Genomic DNA, 22,461 nt, shown 5'->3' with positions numbered 1-22,461 from the left:
TGATGGATTTGCCGTTTCGTCCCGGCGGGGACGGGCGAGGCCACCCGAAATTGCCCCTAAAATGCCCCAGAAAGCCCCGAAAAGCTGGGGAAAACCAAGCTTCTCCGATTGACGCGGCTGGCGCGCTCGATCTAAACTGCGCGCCGAACCCAGGTTTCTCTACCGTTCTGTAAATGTTTTATTCCTCGATTCAACAGTCAGAGAGGGGGGTCTTCAGTTGAACAAGAATGATCTTGTTGCCACCGTTGCCGGTTCGACCGGTATTTCCAAGGCGGATGCCGCCAAAGCGGTCGACGGTGTGTTCAACGCCATTTCCTCCGCCCTCAAGAAGGGTGAAGAAGTGCGCCTCGTCGGTTTCGGGACGTTCAGCGTCGCCAAGCGTGCGGCGACGACGGGCCGTAACCCGCGGACCGGCGCGACCATCAAGATTCCGGCTTCCAAGCAGCCCAAGTTCAAGGCTGGCAAGGGACTGAAAGACGCGGTCAACTGATCCGTCTTTCTTCGGAATGAAGAAACCGCCGGCTGCACTTGCGTGCAGCCGGCGTTTCTCGATGGGTGAACGGCATTTCCACCGTCGCGGCGAACCGGCCCCGGCGGTATACTGATGGAACGGGCAGGGCGGTTAGCTCAGTTGGTAGAGCGCCACGTTTACACCGTGGATGTCGGCGGTTCGAGCCCGTCACCGCCCACCACGCTTCGCCCTTACGGGCTACGCGTGGCGCAGCCATGCGGAGATCGTTAGGGCGAAGCAGTGTCCGGTGTAGCTTGAGCGCAGCGAAAGCGTAGACGGACCAGGGCTGCATCGTGTGGTATGAGTATATCATCCGTAGCACGGCTATCCCCGAACAAGAATATACCGGCGCGACGGCCGATCTGAAACGACGGATGGCCGATCACAACGCCGGAAAGTCAACCCACACCGCAAAGTTTATGCCCTGGGAGCTGGTTTGGTACTGCGCCTTTCCCGACAAGTACAAAGCCCTGGAGTTTGAACGATATTTGAAATCACATTCAGGCCGGGCATTCGCGAAGAAGCGGCTTTGAGTGCTTTCCGCTTTCCGACAGAGAGCCTGATACCGCATACCCCAATCGGCTGACGACCAAGTCCCGGGCGCGTCATTCATTTCCGCGTCGGCGACCAGTCCCATCCCGCCGCCCCCCTGCCGCCACGTCCCCGGTCGCCATCGAGGGGATCGAGGCCGATCACGGGGTCGTCGGCATTGGTCGTAGACAGGGTCCCGCCGTCTCCGCCATCAGGCGTCTCGCCCGCGGCTTCGGCATCCTCGGACTTCAACGGATCGAACATCCCATGCGCCGAATCCTGGGAGGCGGTCAGGCAGGCGTGATAGGCGGCCGAGCCCGGCAACAATCCCTGTTGAACGCAGGCGTCGATCGCGCTCTGCGCCGCCGCGCCGAGCGGCCAGAGGCCGAAGAAAATGCCGGCGGAAAACCACAGGGATGAGTTGCGCATGCCGCCCTCCGGGGGGCAATAGCCCCACTGTTTCCCTTGCCCCGCAAGTGTAGGAACGTGTCGCGAGGGGGTCAATGTCGCGGTCGGATTACACATTCGGCGACAACGGCGGCGGCGCCGTTTTCCGTGGCCGATCCGGCCTCCGTCGGCCCGGACGCCGAAGGGCCGCGAACCGGCCCGAAAATGGTTCGGAGATTGCGGCGTTGTGCGCTTGACTTGCGGAAGGGGCTGGATTACATGATCGCCACCCGGCCGTAAGGCAGCAGTCACGGGGGTGTAGCTCAGATGGTTAGAGCGCCGGCCTGTCACGCCGGAGGCCGCGGGTTCAAGTCCCGTCACTCCCGCCAATTCTTCCCCTAAAGTGTTTCCTTGAAGGTCAAATCCCGGGCGCCGACATATGGGGCGCCACGGAACGAACCGGCGTGGGGTTGACGCCGTTTTCCAAAGCAGGGTAACACAGGGCGGCGGACAGGCGGTCGCGGGGGCACGCCGGTCACGATGTAAGACGTATTGGGACGTTGTCGACGTATCGGTTTCCCGGCATCGGAGGACGTACAGGTACGACATGGACCAGTTGCTGCTCGATTATCTACCGATCCTGATCTTCCTCGGCGTCGCGGGAGCCGTTTCGGCGCTGGCCGTCGCCGCCTCCTGGCTGGTGGCAAGCCAGCGTCCCGACAGCGCCAAGAATGCGGCCTATGAATGCGGCTTCGACGCCTTCGAGCATTCGCGCGGCAAATTCGACGTCCGTTTCTACCTGGTCGCCATCCTGTTCATCGTCTTCGACCTGGAAGTGGCCTTCCTGTTTCCGTGGGCGATCAGCCTGGGCCAGGTGGGACTGTTCGGCTTCTGGTCGATGATGGCGTTCCTGGGCGTGCTGACCGTCGGTTTCGTCTACGAGTGGAAGAAGGGAGCTCTGGAATGGGAGTAGGGGACGTATCCCGGCCTGGAGCGGTGGCCCCTCTGCCGCCCGGCGCGGAGCAGGATGCCGTGCTCGGGCGCGTCACCGGCGAGTTGACCGACAAGGGCTTCGTCGTCGCCCAACTGGACAAGCTGGTCAACTGGGCCCGCACCGGTTCGTTGTGGCCGATGACCTTCGGCCTGGCCTGCTGTGCGGTCGAGATGATGCAGTGTTACGTCAGCCGCTACGACCTCGACCGTTTCGGCGTGGTGCCGCGACCGAGCCCGCGGCAATCCGACGTCATCATCGTGGCGGGAACGCTGACCAACAAGATGGCGCCGGCCTTCCGCAGGGTTTACGACCAGATGGCCGAGCCCCGCTGGGTCATCTCGATGGGTTCGTGCGCCAACGGCGGCGGCTATTATCACTATTCCTATTCGGTGGTGCGCGGCTGCGACCGCGTCGTGCCGGTCGACATCTACGTGCCGGGCTGCCCGCCGACGGCGGAAGCCCTTCTCTACGGCATTCTGCAACTCCAGAAGAAAATCAGGCGGACCGGCACGCTCTGGCGCTGACCGGAACTGGCGGAGGCGATGATTCCAACCGCGGAAACAACCCAAGCGCTGCAAGACCTTGGCGACCACATCGCCGCGGTCCTGCCCAACCATGTGCTGGAAGTCGAGGTCGCCCGCGGCGAGTTGATGATCTCCGTGGCGCGCACGTCGATCCTGACGGTGCTGCGCTACCTCAGGGACGACGTCAACCTTCAGTTCAAGCAACTGATGGACGTGTGCGGCGTCGACTACCCCGAGCGCGAGGAGCGCTTCGAGGTGGTCTATAACCTGCTGAGCCTAACCCAGAACCAGCGCGTGCGGATCAAGGTCAGAACCGGCGAGGGCGTGCCCGTCCCCTCGGCGACCAGCCTGTTCGCCTCGGCCAACTGGTGGGAGCGCGAAGCCTGGGACCTGATGGGGATCTACTTCTCGGATCACCCCGACCTGCGCCGCATCATGACCGACTACGGCTTCGAGGGTCACCCGTTGCGCAAGGATTTCCCACTGACCGGCTACGTCGAGGTCCGTTACGACGACGAGCAGAAGAGGGTGGTCTACGAGCCGGTCCGCCTGCAGCAGGAATTCCGCAACTTCGATTTTCTGTCTCCGTGGGAGGGCGCGCCGTTCGTGCTTCCCGGTGACGAAAAGGCCGACGCCAAGAAGGATCAGTCCTGATGGCCGAGATGGAAATCAAGAACGTCACGATGAATTTCGGCCCGCAGCACCCCTCGGCGCACGGGGTGTTGCGCCTGGTGCTTGAAATGGACGGCGAGATCATCGAGCGGGCCGACCCCCACATCGGTCTGCTGCACCGCGGCACCGAGAAGCTGATCGAATACAAGACCTATCTGCAGGCCGTGCCCTATTTCGACCGCCTCGATTACGTGGCGCCGCAGAACCAGGAACACGCCTTCGCGCTGGCCGTCGAAAAGCTGCTGGGCATCGAGGCGCCGCCGCGCGCCAAGATGATCCGCGTCCTTTACGCCGAGATCGGCCGCCTGCTCAACCACATCTTCACCGTCGCCGCCGGCGCCATGGACGTCGGCGCCATGACGCCCATGCTGTGGGGCTTCGAAGAGCGCGAGCGGCTGATGGAGTTCTGCGAGCGCGTCTGCGGCGCGCGCATGCACATGGCCTATTTCCGCCCCGGCGGCGTCGCCTTCGATATGCCGCCCGGCCTGACCGACGACATTCTCGCCTGGGTCGAGCACTTCCCCCGCTTCCTCGAAGACATGGAAACGCTGCTCACCGAGAACCGCATCTTCAAGCAGCGGACCGTCGACATCGGGATCATTTCGGCCGAGGACGCCCTGAACTGGGGCTGGAGCGGGCCCAACCTTCGCGCCTCCGGGCCGGCCTGGGACCTGCGCAAGGCGCAGCCCTACGACGCCTACGACGTCATGGACTTCGACATTCCGATCGGCAAGCATGGCGACTGTTACGACCGCTATCTGGTGCGCGTCGCCGAGATGCGCCAAAGCCTGCGCATCATGCGCCAGGCCATCGAGCAGATGCCGGACGGCCCGGTCAAGGTGGACAACCACAAGATCGCGCCGCCCAAGCGGGCCGAGATGAAGCGCTCGATGGAAGCCCTGATCGAGCACTTCAAGCTCTATACCGAAGGCTACAAGGTGCCAGCCGGCGAAACCTACACCGCCGTCGAGGCCCCCAAGGGCGAGTTCGGCGTCTACCTGGTCTCCGACGGCGGCAACCGGCCCTATCGCTGCAAGATCCGCGCCCCGGGCTTCGCCCACTTGCAGACCCTGGAACTATTGTCGCGCGGCCATATGCTGGCCGACGTCGTCGCCAATCTGGGCGGACTGGACATCGTTTTTGGCGAGGTCGACCGATGAAGCAGGCGTTCGCACGTCAGCCGGAGAGCTTCGAGTTCACGCCGGACAACATGAAGACGGTGAAGGCGATCGTCGCCAAGTACCCCAAGGGATGCGAGGCCAGCGCCGTTCTGCCGGTCCTCGACCTGGCGCAGCGCCAGAACGACGGCTGGCTGCCCAAGGCGGCAATGGACAGGACGGCCGAGATTCTGGGAATGCCGCCGATCCGGGTCTACGAGGTGGCATCGTTCTACAGCATGTTCAACCTGGCGCCGATCGGCAAATACCACGTCCAGGTCTGCACCAACCTGCCGTGCTGGCTCAGGGGGTCGGAACAGGTGGTGGGCGTGTGCGAACGCACGCTCGGCATCGGCGTCGGCGAAACCACCCAGGACGGCCTGTTCACGCTGTCGGAGGCCGAATGCCTCGGCGCCTGCGTCAACGCGCCGATGATGCAGATCAACGACGACTATTACGAAGACTTGGACGAGGCCAGCACCGAAAGCATCCTGCTGGCGCTGAAGATGGGCCAGACGCCCAGAACCGGCCCCCAGGGCGGCCGCAAGGGAAGCGAGCCGGCCGGCGGCCTGACCACCCTTAAGGCCATCCCCGGCAAGGGCGACGGACCGGAGGCCGCGTGATGCTGAGCGACAAGGACCGCATCTTCACCAATCTCTACGGCCTTTCCAGTCCCGGCTTGGCCGGCGCCCAGGCGCGCGGCGACTGGACGGGCAGCCGCGAGCTGATGGCCAAGGGCCGCGAATGGCTGGTCGAGGAGATCAAGGCCTCGGGCCTGCGCGGCCGCGGCGGGGCCGGCTTCTCGGCCGGCATGAAATGGTCGTTCATGCCCAAGGAGATCGGGGTGCGCCCGCATTTCCTGCTGATCAACGCCGACGAGGGCGAGCCCGGCACCTGCAAGGACCGCGACATCATCCGCAACGAGCCCCACAAGCTCGTCGAGGGCGCCCTGCTCAGCGGCTTCGCCATGGGCGCGCATACCGCCTACATCTATGTCCGCGGCGAGTTCTTCCGCGAGACGGAAGCCTTGCAGAAGGCCATCGACGAGGCCTACGCGGCCGGGCTCATCGGGCCGGACGCCTGCGGCTCGGGCTGGGCCTTCGACATTCACCTGCACCGCGGCGCCGGCGCCTACATCTGCGGCGAGGAAACCGCGCTCATTGAAAGCCTCGAGGGCCGCAAGGGCCAGCCGCGCCTGAAACCGCCGTTCCCCGCCAACGTCGGCCTATACGGTTGCCCGACCACGGTGAACAACGTCGAGACCATCGCCGTGGTCCCCGAGATCCTGCGGCGCGGCGCCAAGTGGTTCGCCAGCCTGGGCCGGCCGAAGAACACCGGCACCAAGATCTTCTGCATCTCCGGCCATGTGAACCGGCCGTGCAACGTCGAGGAGGAGATGGGCGTCCCGCTTCGGGATCTCATCGAAACCCATGCCGGCGGCGTGCGCGGCGGCTGGGACAATCTGCTGGCGGTGATCCCCGGCGGCTCGTCGGTGCCCCTGATCCCGCCGTCGATCTGCGAGACGGTGCGCATGGACTTCGACTCGCTCCAGGAGGTCAAGACCGGGTTGGGAACGGCGGCGGTCATCGTCATGGACAAGTCCACCGACATCGTTCGCGCCATCGCCCGGCTGTCCAAGTTCTACAAGCATGAAAGCTGTGGCCAGTGCACGCCGTGCCGCGAGGGCACCGGCTGGATGTGGCGGGTCATGGAACGCCTGGCGCGGGGCAACGCCACGGTTGCCGAGATCGACGTGCTGGAACAGGTGACCCGCCAGGTCGAAGGGCATACCATCTGCGCGCTGGGCGATGCCGCCGCTTGGCCGATTCAGGGATTGATCCGCCACTTCCGGCCCGAGCTGGAACGGCGGATCGCCGCGTTCAACCAGGCCCAGGCCGACAAGGCCGCCTAGGGGACGGACATGCCAAAACTGACCATCGATGGCAGGGAAGTCGACGTCGAAGCCGGTCTGACGATTCTCCAGGCCTGCCAGAAGATCGGCATCGAGATCCCGCACTTCTGTTACCACGAACGGCTCAGCATCGCCGGCAACTGCCGCATGTGCCTGGTCGAGATGGAGCGTGCGCCCAAGCCGGTGGCGTCCTGCGCCATGCCGGTGGCCGAGGGCATGGTGATCCGCACCAACACGCCCAAGGTCCAGCAGATGCGCCGCGGGGTCATGGAATTCCTGCTGATCAACCATCCGCTCGACTGCCCGATCTGCGACCAGGGCGGCGAATGCGACCTGCAGGACCAGGCCATCGGGTACGGCTATGACCGCAGCCGCTACGCGGAAAACAAGCGGGCCGTCAAAGACAAGTACATGGGCCCGCTGGTCAAGACGATCATGACGCGCTGCATCCACTGCACGCGCTGCATCCGCTTCATCACCGAGGTGGCCGGCGTTCCCGAGCTGGGGGCCACGGGGCGCGGCGAGGACATGGAGGTGGGGACCTACGTCGAGAAGGCGCTGACCTCGGAGCTGTCGGGCAACATCATCGACCTTTGCCCGGTCGGCGCGCTGACCTCGGCGCCCTATGCCTTCACCGCCCGTTCCTGGGAGCTGCGCCCCACCGAATCGGTGGACGTGCTCGACGCCGTCGGCAGCAACATCCGCGTCGACACCCGCGGACCCGAGGTCATGCGCGTGTTGCCGCGCGTCCACGAGGACGTGAACGAGGAGTGGGTCTCGGACAAGACCCGCTTCGCCTACGACGGGCTGAAGCGCCGGCGCCTCGACAGGCCGTGGGTCCGCCGCGACGGCAAGCTTCAACCCGCCACCTGGGCGGACGCCTTCGCCGTCGTCGCCCAGCGCCTGAAGGATGCCGGCGGCAAGCGGGTAGCCGCCATCGCCGGCGACCTCGCCGATTGCGAGTCGATGCTGGCCCTCAAGGAACTGATGACCCGCCTGCGCTCGCCCAACCTGGATTGCCGGCAGGACGGTGCCAAGCTCGATCCGACGCTCCGCGCCTCCTACCTCTTCAACACCACCATCGCCGGCATCGAGCGGGCCGACGCCTGCCTGCTGATCGGCACCGATCCCCGCCGCGAGGCCCCCGTGCTCAACGCCCGCCTGCGCAAGCGGGCCTGCATGGGCAAGTTCCCGATCGGTGTCGTCGGTCCGGCCGGCGACCTCACGTATGACGTTCAGCACCTGGGCGAAGATCCGGCAGTGATTCAGGAAATCGCCGCCGGCACCCATCCCTTCGCCGAGATCCTCAAGCAGGCCAAGAACCCGATGCTGATCGTCGGACAGGGGGCGCTGGCCCGCGCCGATGGCGCCGCCATCCTCGGCCTGGCCCGGCGCATCGCCGAAACCTGCGGCATGATCGGCGGCGAGGCCGGCTGGAACGGCTTCAACGTCCTGCACACGGCGGCCGCCCGGGTGGGCGGGCTCGACCTCGGCTTCGTGCCGCGCAAGAACGGCCTCGACCTCGAGGGCATCCTCGAGGGCGCGGGCAGGGGCGACATCGACGTCGTCTATCTGCTGGGCGCCGACGAGATCGACATGCGCCGCCTGGGCAACGCCTTCGTCGTCTACCAGGGCCATCATGGCGACGCCGGGGCCGCGCGGGCCGACGTCATCCTGCCTGGCGCCGCCTATACCGAGAAGAATGGCACCTACGTCAACACCGAGGGCCGGGTGCAGAACGGACGCCTCGCCGTCTATCCGCCGGGCGAGGCCCGCGAGGACTGGAAGATCCTGCGCGCGCTCTCCGATGTGCTGGGCAAGCCGCTGCCCTACAACACGCTGGGCGAACTGCGCGCCCGCCTGACCAAGGCCAATCCCGTGTTCGCCCGCGTCGACGCCATGCAGCCGGCAGCGTGGGGCGAGTTCGGCGGCGACGGCCCGATCGAGCGTGCGCCTTTCGTTTTGCCGATCGACAACTTCTACCTGACCGACCCGATCAGCCGCGCCTCGCTTACCATGGCCCGCTGTTCCGAGATCTTCATTACCGGCGAACTGGGGAAGACGGGAACCGATGCCTGATTATCTCCAACCCTTCCTGTTGTGGCACGGCCCGCTGCTCGATGGCTTCGTCTGGCCGGGGCTGTGGATGCTGGTCAAGATCATCGTCATCGTGACCGTGATCATGGTCGCCGTGCCGACCCTCGTTTACGTCGAGCGCAAGGTCATCGGCGCCATGCAGCTTCGGCGCGGCCCCAACGTGGTCGGGCCGTGGGGGCTCCTGCAGTCGATGGCCGACGGCCTGAAGCTGTTCCTCAAGGAGACCATCATTCCGACCGGGGCGAATCGCGCCGTCTTCATCCTCGCGCCGTGCCTGACCTTCTTCCTGGCCCAGATCGGCTGGGCGGTGATCCCCTTCGGGGCCGACATGGTGCTGGCCGACATCAACGTCGGCGTGCTGTTCCTGTTCGCGGTCTCCTCGATGGGCGTCTATGGCATCGTCATGTCGGGATGGGCCAGCAACTCGCGCTACGGCTTCCTGGGCGGGCTGCGCTCGGCGGCGCAGATGGTGTCCTACGAAGTGTCCATGGGTTTCGTCATCGTCACCGTGCTGCTGTGCGTCGGCTCGCTCAATCTCAGCGACATCGTGATGGCCCAGCAGAAGGTATGGTTCGTGGTCCCGCTGCTGCCGATGGCGGTCATCTTCTTCGTCTCGACCCTGGCCGAAACCAACCGCCATCCCTTCGACCTGCCCGAGGCCGAGGCCGAGCTGGTGACGGGCTACAACGTCGAGTACTCGGCGATGCCGTTCGCGCTGTTCTTCCTCGGCGAATACGCCAACATGATCCTGATGTCGGCGCTGACCACCGTCCTTTTCCTGGGCGGCTGGCTGCCGCTGGCCAACTGGCCCATCTTCACCTGGATTCCGGGGCCGATCTGGTTCGCGCTCAAGATCTCGGTCCTGCTGTTCATCTTCATCTGGGTGCGGGCAACCTTCCCGCGCTATCGCTACGACCAGCTGATGCGCCTGGGCTGGAAAGTTTTCCTGCCCCTCTCGCTCGCCGCCGTGGTGATCGTTTCGGGCGTCCTGGTGGCCTTCGATCTGGCGCCGACGGTGCGGTAGAGGGGAGAGAGGGAAACCGAGATGAGCTTCATCGACCGCACCGCCCGAACCATCCTGCTGGCCGAGCTGATCGAGGGCATGGCGCTGACGCTGCGCTATTTCTTCAGGCCCAAGGTGACGATCAACTATCCTTACGAGAAGGGGCCTCTGAGTCCGCGCTTCCGCGGCGAGCACGCGCTGCGCCGCTATCCCAACGGCGAGGAGCGCTGCATCGCCTGCAAGCTGTGCGAGGCGGTGTGCCCGGCGCTGGCCATCACCATCGAGGCCGAGCCCAGGGAAGACGGCAGCCGGCGGACCACCCGCTACGACATCGACATGCACAAATGCATCTACTGCGGCTTCTGCCAGGAGGCCTGCCCGGTGGATGCCATCGTCGAGGGGCCGAATTTCGAATTCGCGGCGGAAACCCGCGAGGAACTGATGTACGACAAGGACAAGCTGCTGGCCAACGGCGACCGCTGGGAAACCGAAATCGCCGCACGCCTGGCCCAGGACGCGCCGTACCGCTGAGATCGGGGGAAACAACGGGAATGCCATTTGTTCGGAGCACGGGCGCCGCGCGACGGCCCAGGACCGGTCGGGGGGATCGATGATCGTTCAAGCGCTGGCGTTCTATCTGTTTTCGTTCATCCTGGTCGCCGCCGCCGTCATGGTCATTTCGGCGCGCAACCCGGTGCATTCGGTGCTGTTCCTCATCCTCGCCTTCTTCAACGCGGCCGGCCTGTTCGTGCTGTGCGGGGCCGAGTTCCTGGCCATGGTGCTGGTCGTCGTCTACGTCGGCGCGGTGGCGGTGCTGTTCCTCTTCGTGGTGATGATGCTGGATATCAATCTGCTCCAGCTGCGCGAGGGGTTCATCCGCTACCTGCCGGTGGGCGCGGTCGTCGCGCTGATCCTGCTGGCCGAGCTGCTGGTCATGCTGGGTGGCTGGGCGATGGTTCCCGAGGTGGCGCAAAGTGTCGCCGCCGCGACGCCGGCCCCGGAAACGCTGACCAACACCCACGCCTTGGGCCAGCTTCTCTATACCCACTACGTCTACCTATTCCAGGCGGCCGGCCTGATCCTCCTGGTGGCGATGATCGGCGCCATCGTGCTGACCCACCGCAGCCGCGGGGGGGTGCGCCGCCAGAAGGTTTCCGACCAGATCCGGCGGCGCGCCGAGGAAACGGTCGAGCTTCGCAAGGTTCCGACGGGGAAGGGCATCTAATGTTGCAAATCGGTCTTTCCCACTATCTGACGGTGGCCGCGATCCTGTTCGCGCTGGGCATCTGCGGCGTCTTCCTCAATCGCAAGAGCGTCATCGTCATCCTGATGTCGGTGGAGCTGATGCTGCTGGCCGTCAACCTCAACCTGGTCGCCTTTTCGGCCGCCCTCAACGATCTGGTGGGCCAGGTGTTTGCCATGTTCATCTTGACCGTGGCGGCGGCCGAGGTGGCCATCGGACTGGCCATCGTCGTCGTCTATTTCCGCAACCGCGGCAGCATCGCGGTCGATGACATCAACCTGATGAAGGGATAAGGGGCGCCCCATGCAAATCGCAGCAGTCTTCCTGCCGCTTCTGGGCGCCGCGATCGCGGGCATTCTGGCCTTCGTCACGCCCGCGGCCAAGGAAAGCCGCCGGCGCATCGACCGCCTGGCCCAGACAGCCTCGTGCGCCTCCCTTCTTCTGGCCGCCGTCGCCGCCGCCTTCGTCTTCGTCGATGTGGTCGTCAACAAGAACGCCGGTACCGTCCACCTGCTGACCTGGATCACGTCGGGCACCTTCGAGGTGTCGTGGGCGCTCAAGTGGGACACGCTTTCCGCCGTCATGGTGCTGATGGTCACCTTCGTGTCGGCGATGATCCACGTCTATTCGGTGGGCTACATGGCTCACGACGGCGGCGTGCCGCGCTTCATGGCCTATATCAGCCTGTTCACCTTCTTCATGCTGATGCTGGTCACCTCGGACAACCTGGTGCAGCTGTTCTTCGGCTGGGAAGGGGTGGGGCTCACCTCCTACCTGCTGATCGGCTTCTGGTACACGCGCCCCTCGGCCAACGCCGCCGCCATCAAGGCCTTCCTGGTCAATCGGGTCGGCGACTTCGGTTTTATCCTTGGCATCTTCGCCACCTACGTACTGTTCGATTCGGTCCAGTTGGACACCATCTTCGCCGCCGCCGCCGGCCAGGCCGGCACCACCATGGCGGCCTTCGGCGGCGATTTCCACGCGCTGACCGTCATCTGCCTGCTGCTGTTCATGGGCGCCATGGGCAAGTCGGCACAGATCGGGCTGCACACCTGGCTGCCGGACGCCATGGAAGGCCCGACCCCGGTGTCGGCCCTGATCCACGCCGCGACCATGGTGACGGCCGGCGTATTCATGGTGGCCCGCCTGTCGCCGCTGTTCGAATATTCTGAGGTGGCGCTCACCGCCGTCACCCTGGTCGGCGCCACCACCGCCATCTTCGCCGCCACCATCGCCTGCGTGCAGACCGACATCAAGCGGGTGATCGCCTATTCGACCTGCTCGCAGTTGGGCTACATGTTCTTCGCCTGCGGGGTTTCGGCCTTCTCGGCCGGCATCTTCCACCTGGTCACCCACGCCTTCTTCAAGTCCCTGCTGTTCCTGGGGGCCGGCTCGGTGATCCACGCCATGTCCGACGAACAGGACATGCGCAACATGGGCGGCCTGTGGAAGATGATCCCGGTCACCTACGCCGTCATGTGGGTGGGATCGCTGGCGCTGGCCGGCATCTGGCCGTTCGCCGGCTTCTATTCGAAGGACATCATCCTCGAGGCCGCCTACGCGGCGCACACCGGTGTCGGTGCCTACGCCTTCTGGATGGGCATCGCGGCCGCCTTCCTGACCGCGTTCTATTCCTGGCGGCTTCTGATCCTCACCTTCCACGGCGCCCCCAGGGGCGACGAGCGGGTCGTCGCCCACGTCCACGAATCACCCAAGGTGATGCTCCTCCCGCTGATCGTGCTGGCGGCCGGCGCCCTCTTTACCGGCTATCTCGGCGCACCCTGGTTCGTCGGCGAGGGGGCTCCCGGCTTCTGGGAGAACGCCATCCTGGTGCTGCCGGCGCATCCGGCGCTCGAGAACGCCCACCACGTGCCGCTGTGGGTCAAGTACCTGCCGCTCGGCGTCGGTGCGGCCGGCATCGGGCTGGCCTACATCATGTACCTGCTGGCCCCCGGGCTGCCCGGCATGGTGATGGCGCGATTCCGCGGTATCCACAACTTCCTGGTCCACAAGTGGTATTTCGACGAGCTTTACGACGCCCTCTTCGTGCGCCCGGCCTTCTACCTGGGCCGGCAGTTCTGGAAGGTCGGCGACGGCGCCCTCATCGACGGCCTGGGACCGGACGGCTTGGCCGCCGCCACCGTCGATATCGCCAGACGCGGCGGGCGGCTGCAAAGCGGCCTCGTCTATCACTACGCCTTCGCCATGCTGATCGGCGTCGTGCTTCTTATTTCGTGGTATCTCCTGGTACAGGCGGGCTGAGGCGGCGATGACCGATTTCCCCATTCTTTCGCTCATCACCTTCCTGCCGCTGGTCGGCGCCGCGCAGGTGCTGGCAGTGCGCGGCGACGCGGCGCTGGTTGCCCGCAATGCCCGCGCCGTCGCCCTGTGGACGTCGCTCATCACCTTCGGGATGTCGATTTTCCTGTGGGTCGGCTTCGATACCACCACCGCCGACTTCCAGTTCCAGGACCGCATGGAATGGATGCCGGCGTTCGGGATTTCGTATCACTTGGGCGTCGACGGCATTTCCATGCTGTTCGTCCTGCTTTCCACCCTGTTGACGCCGATCTGCATCCTGGCCAGCTGGGAATCGATCAAGGTCCGCGTCAAGGAATACATGGTCGCCTTCCTGGTCATGGAAACCATGATGGTCGGCATGTTCTCGGCCCTCGACGTCATCCTGTTCTACGTGTTCTTCGAGGGCGTGCTGATCCCGATGTTCCTGATCATCGGGGTGTGGGGCGGGCCGCGGCGGGTCTATGCCGCCTTCAAGTTCTTCCTGTTCACCCTGGTCGGCTCGGTGCTGATGCTGCTGGCCATCCTCGCCATGTATTTCGTGGCGGGCACCGCCAGCATTCCCGAACTCCTGCGCTTCGGCTTCCCGACCGGCATGCAGAACTGGCTGTGGCTGGCCTTCCTGGCCTCGTTTGCCGTGAAGTTGCCGATGTGGCCGGTCCACACCTGGCTGCCCGACGCCCACGTCGAGGCGCCGACCGCCGGATCGGTCATCCTGGCCGGTGTTTTGCTGAAGTTCGGCGCCTACGGTTTCCTGCGCTTCTCGCTGCCGATGTTCCCGGACGCCAGCGTCACCTTCACGCCGCTGATCTACGCGCTCAGCATCATCGCGGTCATCTATACCTCGCTGGTCGCCCTGGCCCAGGAGGACATGAAAAAGCTGATCGCCTATTCCTCGGTCGCCCACATGGGGTTCGTCACCGTCGGCACCTTCACGCTGACGGTGCAGGGCATCGAGGGAGCAATCTTCCAGTCGCTCAGCCACGGCATCGTCTCGGGCGCGCTGTTCCTGGTCGTCGGCGTGGTGTACGACCGCGTGCATTCGCGCGAGATCGCCACCTACGAAGGCCTGGTCCACCGCATGCCGGCGTATGGCGCGGTGTTCATGCTGTTCATGCTGGCCGCCGTCGGCCTGCCCGGCACCAGCGGCTTCATCGGCGAGGTCCTGGTCCTGGTCGGCGCCTTCCAGGCCAACACCTGGGTGGCGGCCTTGACCGCCACCGGCCTCATCCTCGGCGCCATCTACATGCTCTATCTGTATCGCCGGGTGATCTTCGGCAAGCTGACCAAGGAAGACTTGAAGAAGCTGCTCGATCTGAGCCCGCGCGAGATGGCGGTCTTTGCGCCCCTGATCGTGCTGGTCTTCGTGATGGGGATCTATCCGGGCCCCTTCCTCGACGTCATGCATGTGTCGGTGGACAACCTGATCAATTCCCTCGAGGCGGCGCGCGCCGGGTCGGGAAACGTCGCCCTGATGGGCCGGTAGTGGAACGAGAGGAGAGTGCGGCGAATGCCGAGCGCTAGTTTGCCCAATCTGATCCCCGCCCTGCCGGAGCTGTTCCTGGCCGGGGTCGCCATGGCCCTGCTGTTGCTGGGCGTCTTCCAGAAGACCGGCGGCAAGGGCGACGATGAAAGGTCCTCGCGGCTGATCTCGGTGCTCGGCGTCATCACGCTCGTCCTCACGCTGCTGCTGGTGTTGACGGTGGCCCGCGGCGGCCCGGTTTCCACCTTCGGCGGCATGTTCGTGACCGACGCCTTCGCCGTCTATCTCAAGGTCTTCGTGCTGATCGCCTCGGCCCTCTCGCTGGTCATCGCCGAGGACTATCTGGAACGCCAGCACGCGGCCCACTTCGAATACGCCATCCTCATCCTGCTGGCGACGCTGGGCATGATGCTGATGGTGTCGGCCAGCAACCTCATCTCGCTCTATGTCGGTCTCGAACTGCAGAGCCTGGCGCTCTACGTGGTCGCCGCCTTCCAGCGCCATGACCTGCGCTCGACCGAGGCCGGCCTGAAATACTTCGTGCTGGGGTCGCTCGCCTCGGGAATGCTGCTTTACGGGGCGTCGCTGGTCTACGGCTTCGCCGGCACCACCGATTTTGCCACGTTGGCCACGCTGTTCGCGGGAAGCAAGGCCGGCGCCCCGGCGCTCGGCCTGGTGGTCGGCATCGTTTTCATCCTGGTCGGGCTGGCCTTCAAGGTGTCGGCGGTGCCGTTCCACATGTGGACGCCCGACGTCTACGAAGGGGCGCCGACGCCGGTGACCGCCTTCTTCTCGGTCGCCCCCAAGCTGGCGGCGGTCGGCCTGCTGGTCCGCGTCATGATCGGCCCGTTCGGCGAACTGGTCGGCCAGTGGCAACAGATCGTCGTCTTCATCTCCATCGCCTCGATGGCGCTGGGCGGCTTCGTCGCCATCAACCAGCGCAACATCAAGCGGATGATGGCCTACAGCTCGATCGGCCACGTCGGCTACGCCCTGATCGGGCTGGCCGTCGGCAACCAGGTGGGGGTGCGCGGCATCCTCATCTACATGGCCATCTACATCTTCATGAACCTCGGCGTCTTCACCTGCATCCTGTGCATGCGCCGGGGCGGCGGCATGGTCGAGAACATCGACGATCTGGCCGGCCTCTCGAAGACGCATCCGATGCTGGCCCTGGCGCTTGCCATCTTCATGTTCTCGATGGCGGGCATCCCGCCGCTGGCCGGCTTTTTCAGCAAGCTGTACATCTTCCTGGCCGCCATCGAGGCCGGGCTTTACACCCTTGCCGTGATCGGCGTGCTGACCAGCGTGGTGGCCGCCTATTACTACCTGCGGATCATCAAGGTCATGTATTTCGACGATGTCGCCGACGCCCTCGACAGGCCGGTACGGCGCGAGATCGGCCTTGTCATCTTCGGGACCAGCGCCGTCATCCTGCTGTTCTTCCTGCTGCCGGGGCCGCTGCTTGACGGGGCCGGAGCCGCAGCAGCGGCGCTCTTTACCGGCTGATGGACGCCGCTGGACTCCTGCACGGCTTTCGCCTGATCGCGCTCGATACCGTCGGCAGTACCAACGACGAGGCCGGGCGCTTGGCCGGCGAGGGGGCGTCGGAAGGCACGTTGGTGCGGGCGCGCCGCCAGACGGCGGGACGGGGACGCCTGGGGCGGACCTGGATTTCCGAGGCCGGCAATCTATACTTCTCGATGGTCCTCAGGCCCGGCTGCCGGCTGGGCCAGGCCGGGCAGATCGGCTTCGTGGCGGCCAACGCCGTCGCCGACGCGGTGGCGGAGGCTCTGCCCGGTACCGTGGCGGTCGGTTGCAAGTGGCCGAACGACGTGCTGGCGGCGGGGCGCAAGGTGTCCGGGATGCTGCTGGAATCGGAGGTTGACGGGGCCGGCGATCTGCAATGGCTGATCCTCGGCATCGGCATCAATGTCGAGAACCACCCGGAAAACGCGCGCTTTCCCGCCACCTCGCTTCGGGCCTGCGGGGCCGGGTGCGACATCTCGGCGGATACCGTCCTGGAGACCTTCTGCCGGCGCTTCAGGGCCGGCTACGCCGAATGGTTGCGGGACGGTTTCGAGCCGGTTCGCAAAGCCTGGCTGGCCCGCGCGGTGGGCCGGGGGAAAGACATCCGGGCGCGCCTGGCAAGCGCGACCGTCGAAGGCGTTTTCGAGGATGTGGATGCCGGTGGCGCCCTCGTCGTGCGGGGTGCCGACGGCACCCTGACGACGGTGAACGCCGGCGACGTCTTCTTCCCGGAAACGCCGCCATCAGCAGGAGAATGACATGCTGCTCGCCATCGATTCAGGCAACACCAACATCGTCTTTGCCGTCTTCGACGACAAGGGCGAGATGCGCGGCGAGTGGCGCTCCGCCACCAACGTCAACCGCACCGCCGACGAGCTGTGGGTCTGGCTGACCCACCTGCTGCAACTGGCGGAGATCAAGCGGACCGACATCGACGCGGCGATCATCGCCACCGTCGTGCCGGCCACGCTTTTCAACCTGAAATCCCTGTGCCGCAAGTACTTCCACGTCGATCCCCTGGTCGTCGGCGAGCCCGACGTCGATCTCGGCATCGGCGTCCTCATGGACAATCCCGACGAGGTCGGCGCCGACCGCCTGGTCAACGCCGTGGCCGCCAACGAACGCTATGGCGGGCCCGTCATCGTCATCGACTTCGGCACCGCCACCACCTTCGACGTGATCGACGGCAAGGGCAACTATTGCGGTGGCATCATCGCGCCGGGCATCAACCTGTCGCTGGAGGCGCTGCACCAGGCCGCCGCCAAGCTGCCCCGGGTGGCCATAACCAAGCCCAAGAGGGTGATCGGCAAGTCGACCGTACCGGCCATGCAGGCGGGCATTTTCTGGGGCTACGTCGGCCTCATCGAGGGCCTCGTCGTGCGCATCCGCAAGGAATACGCCGAGGATCATGGCGGCGAGGGGGCCGATATGCATGTCATCGCCACCGGCGGGTTGGCACCTTTGTTCGTCGATTCGTCATCCTACATCAATGTCTCCGACGTCGAGCTGACCCTGAACGGCCTTCGTTCCATCTATCGCCGCAACCGGCCGCAGTAATGGGCGCGACCGACAAGGACCTGCTGTTCGTGCCGCTGGGCGGGGCCGGCGAGATCGGCATGAATCTCAACCTCTACGGCTACGGCGCGGGTGACGACCGCCAGTGGCTGATGGTCGACCTCGGCATCACTTTCGGCGACGACCGCACGCCCGGCATCGACGTCCTGATGCCGGACACCGCCTTCATCGAGGAGCGGCGCGACCGCCTGGCCGGCATTGTGCTGACCCACGCCCACGAGGACCACATCGGCGCCGTGCCCTATCTGTGGGACCGCCTGCAATGCCCGGTCTACGGCACGCCGTTCACGCTTTCGGTGCTGCGCCGCAAGCTGGCCGAGGAGGGGATGGACGACCTCATCCCGCTTCACCAGGTGCCGTTGAGCGGCCATTTCCAGGTCGGGCCCTTCGACCTTGAGATGGTCACGCTCACCCATTCGATCCCCGAACCCAACGCCATCGTCATTCGCACCGACGCCGGCCTGGTGTTCCACACCGGCGACTGGAAGCTCGATCCGCGCCCGGTCATCGGGCCCCACGCCGAGGAGGACACCCTGCGCGCCCTGGGCGAGGAGGGGGTCCACGCCATCGTCTGCGATTCCACCAACGTCTTCGAGGAAGGCTCGTCGGGGTCCGAATCCGACCTGCTGGCCGGGTTGACCGAGGCCATCGCCAGCTGCAGGAAGCGGGTGGCGGTGGGCTGTTTCGCCAGCAATATCGGCCGGCTGGAGACCATCGCGGCGGCGGCCGCCGCCAACGACCGCAGCGTCGTGCTGGCCGGCCGTTCGCTGTGGCGGATGTACGACGCGGCGCTGGAAAACGGCTATCTGACCGAGGTTCCCGCCTTCCTCGACGAAAGCACGGCCGAGGATATCCCCGACGAGAACCTGCTGGTCATCTGCACCGGCAGCCAGGGCGAGCCGCGCGCCGCGCTGGCGCGCATCGCCGAGGGCGAGCATCCGCGCATCCGGCTCGATCCGGGCGACGCCGTGATCTTCTCGTCCCGGGTCATCCCGGGCAACGAACTGGCCATCGCGCGCATTCATAACCTGCTGGTCCGGCGTGGCGTGCGCATCATCACCCAGGACGATTCCTTCGTCCACGTGTCGGGCCACCCGGCGCGCGACGAAATGGCCACCATGTACCGGCTGGTCCGGCCGCGCATCTGCGTGCCGGTGCACGGCGAGTCCCGCCATCTGGCCGAGCACGCCCGTCTGGCCAAGTCTTGCGGAGTGACGCAGACGGTCCTGGTCGAGAACGGCTCGGTGGTCCGCCTGGGCCCGGGGGACGCGGAAATCGTCGGCACGGCGCCGGTTGGCCGCCTGGCGGTCGAGGGCAACCGCCTGGTTCCGCTGGGCGGCACGGTCTCGCAAAGCCGCGGCAAGGCCCTTTTCGGCGGATCGGCCATGGTGACCGTGGTCATCGACGCCGCCGGTCGCCTGCTGGCCGAGCCGCAGGTGTCGGTGGTCGGCCTGCTGGAGGAGCACGAGGAGGAGCCGCTGGCCGTCGTGCGGGCCGAGGTGCGCGCCGCGCTTGCCGCCCTGAGGGCGGACACCGCCGCCGACGACGAGGCGGTCCGCGAGCTGGTCCGGGTTGCCGTGCGCCGCGGTTTTCGCAAGAGTATCGGCAAGAAGCCGGTGACCCAGATCCATCTGGTTCGCCTGTAGGCAAAGGAGGGGGGCCGATGATCGGCCGTCTCAATCACGTCGCCATCGCAGTGGCCGACCTCGCCGCCGCCGCCGAGCTTTACCGTGGCACGCTGGGTGCCCGGGTCTCCGAGCCCAAGGCGCTGCCCGAGCACGGCGTCACCACCGTCTTCGTCGATCTGCCCAACACCCGCATCGAACTGCTGGAACCGCTGGGCGAGCGGTCCCCCATCGCCGGCTTCCTGGCCCGCAACCCGGACGGCGGCATCCATCATCTGTGCTACGAAGTCCCCGACATCGAGGCCGCCTGCCGTCAATTGGCGGCGGCCGGCGCCAGGATTCTGGGCGACGGGCGGCCGAAGACCGGGGCCCACGGCAAGCCGGTGGTCTTCCTGCATCCGAAGGACTTCGCCGGCACCCTGGTCGAACTCGAACAGGCGTGAGAGGCCCCGCCATGGGATGGATCAGCGGCATCGCGGTTTATCTGGTCATCTGGTGGCTGGTGATCTTCATGGTTCTGCCGTGGGGTAACCAGCCGCTCGACGCCGTGGACGTCGCCCGCGGCCACGCGCCGAGCGCGCCCCGCAAACCGCACTTGGCCATCAAGGTGGCAGCGACGACGGCCATTGCCGGCATCCTGTGGGCCATCGTCTACGTCATCATGGATCAGGGTTGGATTTCGTTGAGGAGCTGACGGACATGTCCGGGTATTGCGACGCGGCGCCGGGCCATCCCCTGCACGGGCCCTATCACGACGAGGAATACGGCTTTCCGCTTACCGACGAGAGTGCGCTTTTCGAACGACTGTCGCTGGAAATCTTCCAGGCCGGTCTGTCGTGGTTGCTGGTGCTGCGCAAGCGCGAGGGCATGCGGGCGGCCTTCGACGGCTTCGACGTCGACACGGTGGCCGTCTATGGCGAGGCCGATGTCGCCCGCCTGCTGGCCGATCCGGGGATCGTGCGCAACCGCCTGAAGGTCGCCGCCATCATCGAAAACGCCCGCCGCATCCGCGCGCTCCGCGATACCGACGGCGGGTTCGCCGCCTGGATCGCGGAGCGCCATCCGCTGACCCTGGAAGAATGGGTCAAGGTCTTCCGCAAGACCTTCAAGTTCACGGGCGGCGAGGTGGTGAATGAGTTCCTGATGAGCATCGGTTATCTGCCGGGGGCCCATCGCGAGGACTGCCCGGCCTTCACGCGCATCGCCGCGCTCGATCCGCCGTGGCGGAGAGGCCGATAGAAGCCGCCCCGGAAAAAGGAAATCGGCAAGACCAAGAAGGGTCTTGCCGATCCAATGTCGTCTCCGGCCACCGACGGCGAGGCCTGGAAGCCTCTTTGAACCTCCCAAAACCCGGTAGTCAGCCATTCCGGGCAATCCTCGGCCGATCAGGATCGACCAATAATAGATAAACCCTGTCTGTTTATCAACCGCGTTGCGGAGAGGAGATTCCCGCAACGACCTTGCGTTTTGCGCAAGTACGCCCGGTGACAGCCGGCCCAAGGCGCTCTATATGAAGAAACATGTGTCGGCGCCCGGAGCCGGCTACCCGAAGGAAAACAGAAACCATGTCCCGCTATTCGGCCCCACTGTCGATGGGCTTTTCCTGCGTCGCCCACAGCTATTCGCACCTGTTCGCGCCGATCTTCTATATCGCGGTGCTGGCGCTGGAGCCGGAACTGGGCCTCAGCCACGGCGAGGCCGTGTCCCTCATCCTGGTCAGCAACATCTTGTTCGGCGTGATGGCGCCGCTCGCCGGCTGGCTGGGCGACCGCTGGAGCGCGGTCGGCATGATGACGTTGTTCTTCCTCGGCACCGGGGGCGGGATGGTGCTGACGGGACTGGCCGACACGCCGTTCGCCATCGCCTTCTGGCTGGCGACGACGGGGCTGTTCGGCTCCATCTATCATCCGGTCGGCATGGCCTGGCTGGTGCGCAACGCGTTCAACCGCGGCATGGCGCTGGGCGTCAACGGGATGTTCGGCGGCTTCGGCCCGGCCGCCGCCGCCCTGATGTCTGGCGCCCTGATCGACCTCTTCGGCTGGCGGGCCGCCTTCATCCTGCCGGGTGCCCTGATCATCGTCACGGGCGTCGTCTTTTGCGCCCTGGTGCTTAGGGGCGACATCGTGGAAAGCAAGACGGACCGCCGCGTCGAGCCGCCGGTCTCGCGCCAGGACACCATCCGCGTCATCCTGGTGCTTCTCGTCACCATGATCTGCAACGGCATGATCTATCAGGCGACGCAGGCGGGGCTGCCCAAGGTGTTCTCGCTGCGCGTCGCCGACTTCGCGGCGGGCGGCGCCTTCGGCATCTCGGTCATGGTGGCCATCGTCTATGGCACCGCCGGCGTGCTGCAGATCATTTCGGGGCGGCTGGCCGACCGCTATTCGCTGAAGACCGTCTACCAGTTGGCCTTCCTCTGCCAGGTGCCGCTTCTCGTGCTGGCCTCCCAGATCGGCGGCCCGCTGCTGGTGGTGATCGCCGTCCTCATGGTGACGGCCAATGTCGGCTCGCTGCCGGCCGAGAACTGCCTGGTGGCCCGCTACGCACCCAGCCACCGGAGGGGCCTGTTCTACGGCCTCAAGTTCGTATTCGCCATCGGCGTCGCCAGCGGCCTGGGCGTCAAGCTGGAGGGGGCGCTGTTCGACGCCAGCGGCGACTTCTTCTGGCTGTTCGTCATCCTGGCCAGTTTGGCCGCCGCCGCCTCGGCCATCGGCTTCCTGCTGCCCGGCGAACCCTCCCGGCAGCCGGCGCGGCCGCTGCAGGTGGGCGCGGCGGAGTAGGCGGGGCGGGCGACTGAGGCGCGGTATTATAATACCGTTCTCGTAACCCCCGAATTTTCAACGCTTTTTCCGTTGACTTCCGGTTTTCCTATGGCATACTCCGCGCCCCACGAGCCGGCGAGACCGGCTCGGACTTTGT

24 protein-coding genes and 2 tRNA genes are annotated in these 22,461 nt (G+C 65.7%); 25 read left to right on the top strand and 1 reads right to left on the bottom strand.

The window, feature by feature from the left end; translation table 11 throughout:
• Nucleotides 1-217 precede the first annotated feature (217 nt).
• The 3 genes from ODR01_RS05860 (at nt 218) to ODR01_RS25230 (ending at nt 1,044) form a co-directional block, all read left to right on the top strand.
• A complete protein-coding gene (locus tag ODR01_RS05860) occupies nt 218-490 on the top strand; it encodes an HU family DNA-binding protein (protein WP_316976674.1) in 273 nt (90 codons plus the stop codon).
• Nucleotides 491-616: 126 nt separating this feature from the next.
• A tRNA-Val gene (locus ODR01_RS05855) sits at nt 617-692 on the top strand.
• Nucleotides 693-804: 112 nt separating this feature from the next.
• Nucleotides 805-1,044, top strand: coding sequence for a GIY-YIG nuclease family protein (locus ODR01_RS25230; RefSeq protein ID WP_394356807.1), 240 nt, complete (start codon nt 805-807; stop codon nt 1,042-1,044).
• Between the two features lie 76 nt (nt 1,045-1,120).
• Here the strand turns inward: ODR01_RS25230 and ODR01_RS05850 are convergent, their stop codons facing one another.
• Nucleotides 1,121-1,471 carry a hypothetical protein gene (locus tag ODR01_RS05850; protein ID WP_316976673.1) on the bottom strand — a complete coding sequence of 117 codons (351 nt, stop codon included), beginning with the start codon at nt 1,469-1,471 and terminating at the stop codon, nt 1,121-1,123.
• Between the two features lie 270 nt (nt 1,472-1,741).
• On the opposite strand from ODR01_RS05850, the gene ODR01_RS05845 reads away from it, so the two are divergent.
• The 22 genes from ODR01_RS05845 to ODR01_RS05740 all read left to right on the top strand — a co-directional run bounded on the left by ODR01_RS05845 (nt 1,742) and on the right by ODR01_RS05740 (nt 22,322).
• Nucleotides 1,742-1,818 (top strand) — tRNA-Asp (locus tag ODR01_RS05845).
• Between the two features lie 218 nt (nt 1,819-2,036).
• Complete coding sequence (locus ODR01_RS05840) at nt 2,037-2,402, top strand: NADH-quinone oxidoreductase subunit A (protein ID WP_316976672.1); 366 nt, start codon at nt 2,037-2,039, stop codon at nt 2,400-2,402.
• On the top strand, nt 2,393-2,947 hold the full coding sequence (locus ODR01_RS05835; protein ID WP_316976671.1) for a NuoB/complex I 20 kDa subunit family protein: 555 nt from the start codon (nt 2,393-2,395) through the stop codon (nt 2,945-2,947). The genes ODR01_RS05840 and ODR01_RS05835 overlap by 10 nt, the downstream gene beginning before the upstream one ends.
• An 18-nt stretch (nt 2,948-2,965) precedes the next feature.
• A complete protein-coding gene (locus ODR01_RS05830; protein WP_316976670.1) occupies nt 2,966-3,601 on the top strand; it encodes an NADH-quinone oxidoreductase subunit C in 636 nt (211 codons plus the stop codon).
• Complete coding sequence (locus ODR01_RS05825) at nt 3,601-4,779, top strand: NADH-quinone oxidoreductase subunit D (protein WP_316976669.1); 1,179 nt, start codon at nt 3,601-3,603, stop codon at nt 4,777-4,779. The genes ODR01_RS05830 and ODR01_RS05825 overlap by 1 nt, the downstream gene beginning before the upstream one ends.
• Nucleotides 4,776-5,399, top strand: coding sequence for an NADH-quinone oxidoreductase subunit NuoE (gene nuoE, locus ODR01_RS05820; RefSeq protein ID WP_316976668.1), 624 nt, complete (start codon nt 4,776-4,778; stop codon nt 5,397-5,399). Before ODR01_RS05825 ends, nuoE begins: the two co-directional genes overlap by 4 nt.
• Nucleotides 5,399-6,688, top strand: coding sequence for an NADH-quinone oxidoreductase subunit NuoF (gene nuoF, locus ODR01_RS05815; RefSeq protein WP_316976667.1), 1,290 nt, complete (start codon nt 5,399-5,401; stop codon nt 6,686-6,688). The genes nuoE and nuoF overlap by 1 nt, the downstream gene beginning before the upstream one ends.
• Before the next feature lie 9 nt (nt 6,689-6,697).
• Nucleotides 6,698-8,767, top strand: coding sequence for an NADH-quinone oxidoreductase subunit NuoG (nuoG, locus tag ODR01_RS05810; protein WP_316976666.1), 2,070 nt, complete (start codon nt 6,698-6,700; stop codon nt 8,765-8,767).
• Complete coding sequence (nuoH, locus tag ODR01_RS05805; RefSeq protein WP_316976665.1) at nt 8,760-9,809, top strand: NADH-quinone oxidoreductase subunit NuoH; 1,050 nt, start codon at nt 8,760-8,762, stop codon at nt 9,807-9,809. The genes nuoG and nuoH overlap by 8 nt, the downstream gene beginning before the upstream one ends.
• A 21-nt stretch (nt 9,810-9,830) precedes the next feature.
• Nucleotides 9,831-10,319 carry an NADH-quinone oxidoreductase subunit NuoI gene (gene nuoI / locus ODR01_RS05800; protein WP_316976664.1) on the top strand — a complete coding sequence of 163 codons (489 nt, stop codon included), beginning with the start codon at nt 9,831-9,833 and terminating at the stop codon, nt 10,317-10,319.
• A gap of 79 nt (nt 10,320-10,398) precedes the next feature.
• Nucleotides 10,399-11,013: an NADH-quinone oxidoreductase subunit J gene (locus ODR01_RS05795; protein WP_316976663.1), complete on the top strand. Its 615-nt coding sequence runs from the start codon at nt 10,399-10,401 to the stop codon at nt 11,011-11,013.
• 2 nt (nt 11,014-11,015) lie between these two features.
• Complete coding sequence (gene nuoK, locus ODR01_RS05790; protein ID WP_394356811.1) at nt 11,016-11,324, top strand: NADH-quinone oxidoreductase subunit NuoK; 309 nt, start codon at nt 11,016-11,018, stop codon at nt 11,322-11,324.
• Between the two features lie 10 nt (nt 11,325-11,334).
• A complete protein-coding gene (gene nuoL / locus ODR01_RS05785; protein ID WP_316976661.1) occupies nt 11,335-13,293 on the top strand; it encodes an NADH-quinone oxidoreductase subunit L in 1,959 nt (652 codons plus the stop codon).
• 7 nt (nt 13,294-13,300) lie between these two features.
• A complete protein-coding gene (locus ODR01_RS05780) occupies nt 13,301-14,815 on the top strand; it encodes an NADH-quinone oxidoreductase subunit M (RefSeq protein ID WP_316976660.1) in 1,515 nt (504 codons plus the stop codon).
• 24 nt (nt 14,816-14,839) lie between these two features.
• Nucleotides 14,840-16,321 carry an NADH-quinone oxidoreductase subunit NuoN gene (gene nuoN / locus ODR01_RS05775; RefSeq protein WP_316976659.1) on the top strand — a complete coding sequence of 494 codons (1,482 nt, stop codon included), beginning with the start codon at nt 14,840-14,842 and terminating at the stop codon, nt 16,319-16,321.
• Nucleotides 16,321-17,100 (top strand): biotin--[acetyl-CoA-carboxylase] ligase, encoded by a 780-nt coding sequence (locus ODR01_RS05770; protein ID WP_316976658.1) that lies wholly within the window; start codon nt 16,321-16,323, stop codon nt 17,098-17,100. Before nuoN ends, ODR01_RS05770 begins: the two co-directional genes overlap by 1 nt.
• Before the next feature lies 1 nt (nt 17,101).
• Nucleotides 17,102-17,899 (top strand): type III pantothenate kinase, encoded by a 798-nt coding sequence (locus ODR01_RS05765; RefSeq protein WP_316976657.1) that lies wholly within the window; start codon nt 17,102-17,104, stop codon nt 17,897-17,899.
• Entirely contained in the window at nt 17,899-19,563 is a 1,665-nt protein-coding gene (locus ODR01_RS05760; RefSeq protein WP_316976656.1) for a ribonuclease J, read from the top strand. The genes ODR01_RS05765 and ODR01_RS05760 overlap by 1 nt, the downstream gene beginning before the upstream one ends.
• 17 nt (nt 19,564-19,580) lie before the next feature.
• Nucleotides 19,581-19,985 carry a methylmalonyl-CoA epimerase gene (gene mce, locus ODR01_RS05755; RefSeq protein ID WP_316976655.1) on the top strand — a complete coding sequence of 135 codons (405 nt, stop codon included), beginning with the start codon at nt 19,581-19,583 and terminating at the stop codon, nt 19,983-19,985.
• 11 nt (nt 19,986-19,996) lie between these two features.
• Nucleotides 19,997-20,236, top strand: a complete 240-nt coding sequence (locus tag ODR01_RS05750) for a DUF1467 family protein (RefSeq protein ID WP_316976654.1) — start codon at nt 19,997-19,999, stop codon at nt 20,234-20,236.
• A 5-nt stretch (nt 20,237-20,241) separates the two neighbouring features.
• A complete protein-coding gene (locus ODR01_RS05745; RefSeq protein ID WP_316976653.1) occupies nt 20,242-20,781 on the top strand; it encodes a DNA-3-methyladenine glycosylase I in 540 nt (179 codons plus the stop codon).
• 326 nt (nt 20,782-21,107) lie between these two features.
• Nucleotides 21,108-22,322, top strand: coding sequence for an MFS transporter (locus ODR01_RS05740; protein ID WP_316976652.1), 1,215 nt, complete (start codon nt 21,108-21,110; stop codon nt 22,320-22,322).
• Nucleotides 22,323-22,461 lie beyond the last annotated feature (139 nt).

Source organism: Shumkonia mesophila (genome assembly GCF_026163695.1).
Taxonomy (GTDB): Bacteria; Pseudomonadota; Alphaproteobacteria; order Rhodospirillales; family Shumkoniaceae; genus Shumkonia; species Shumkonia mesophila.
This window is presented reverse-complemented; position numbering and strand designations above follow the sequence as displayed.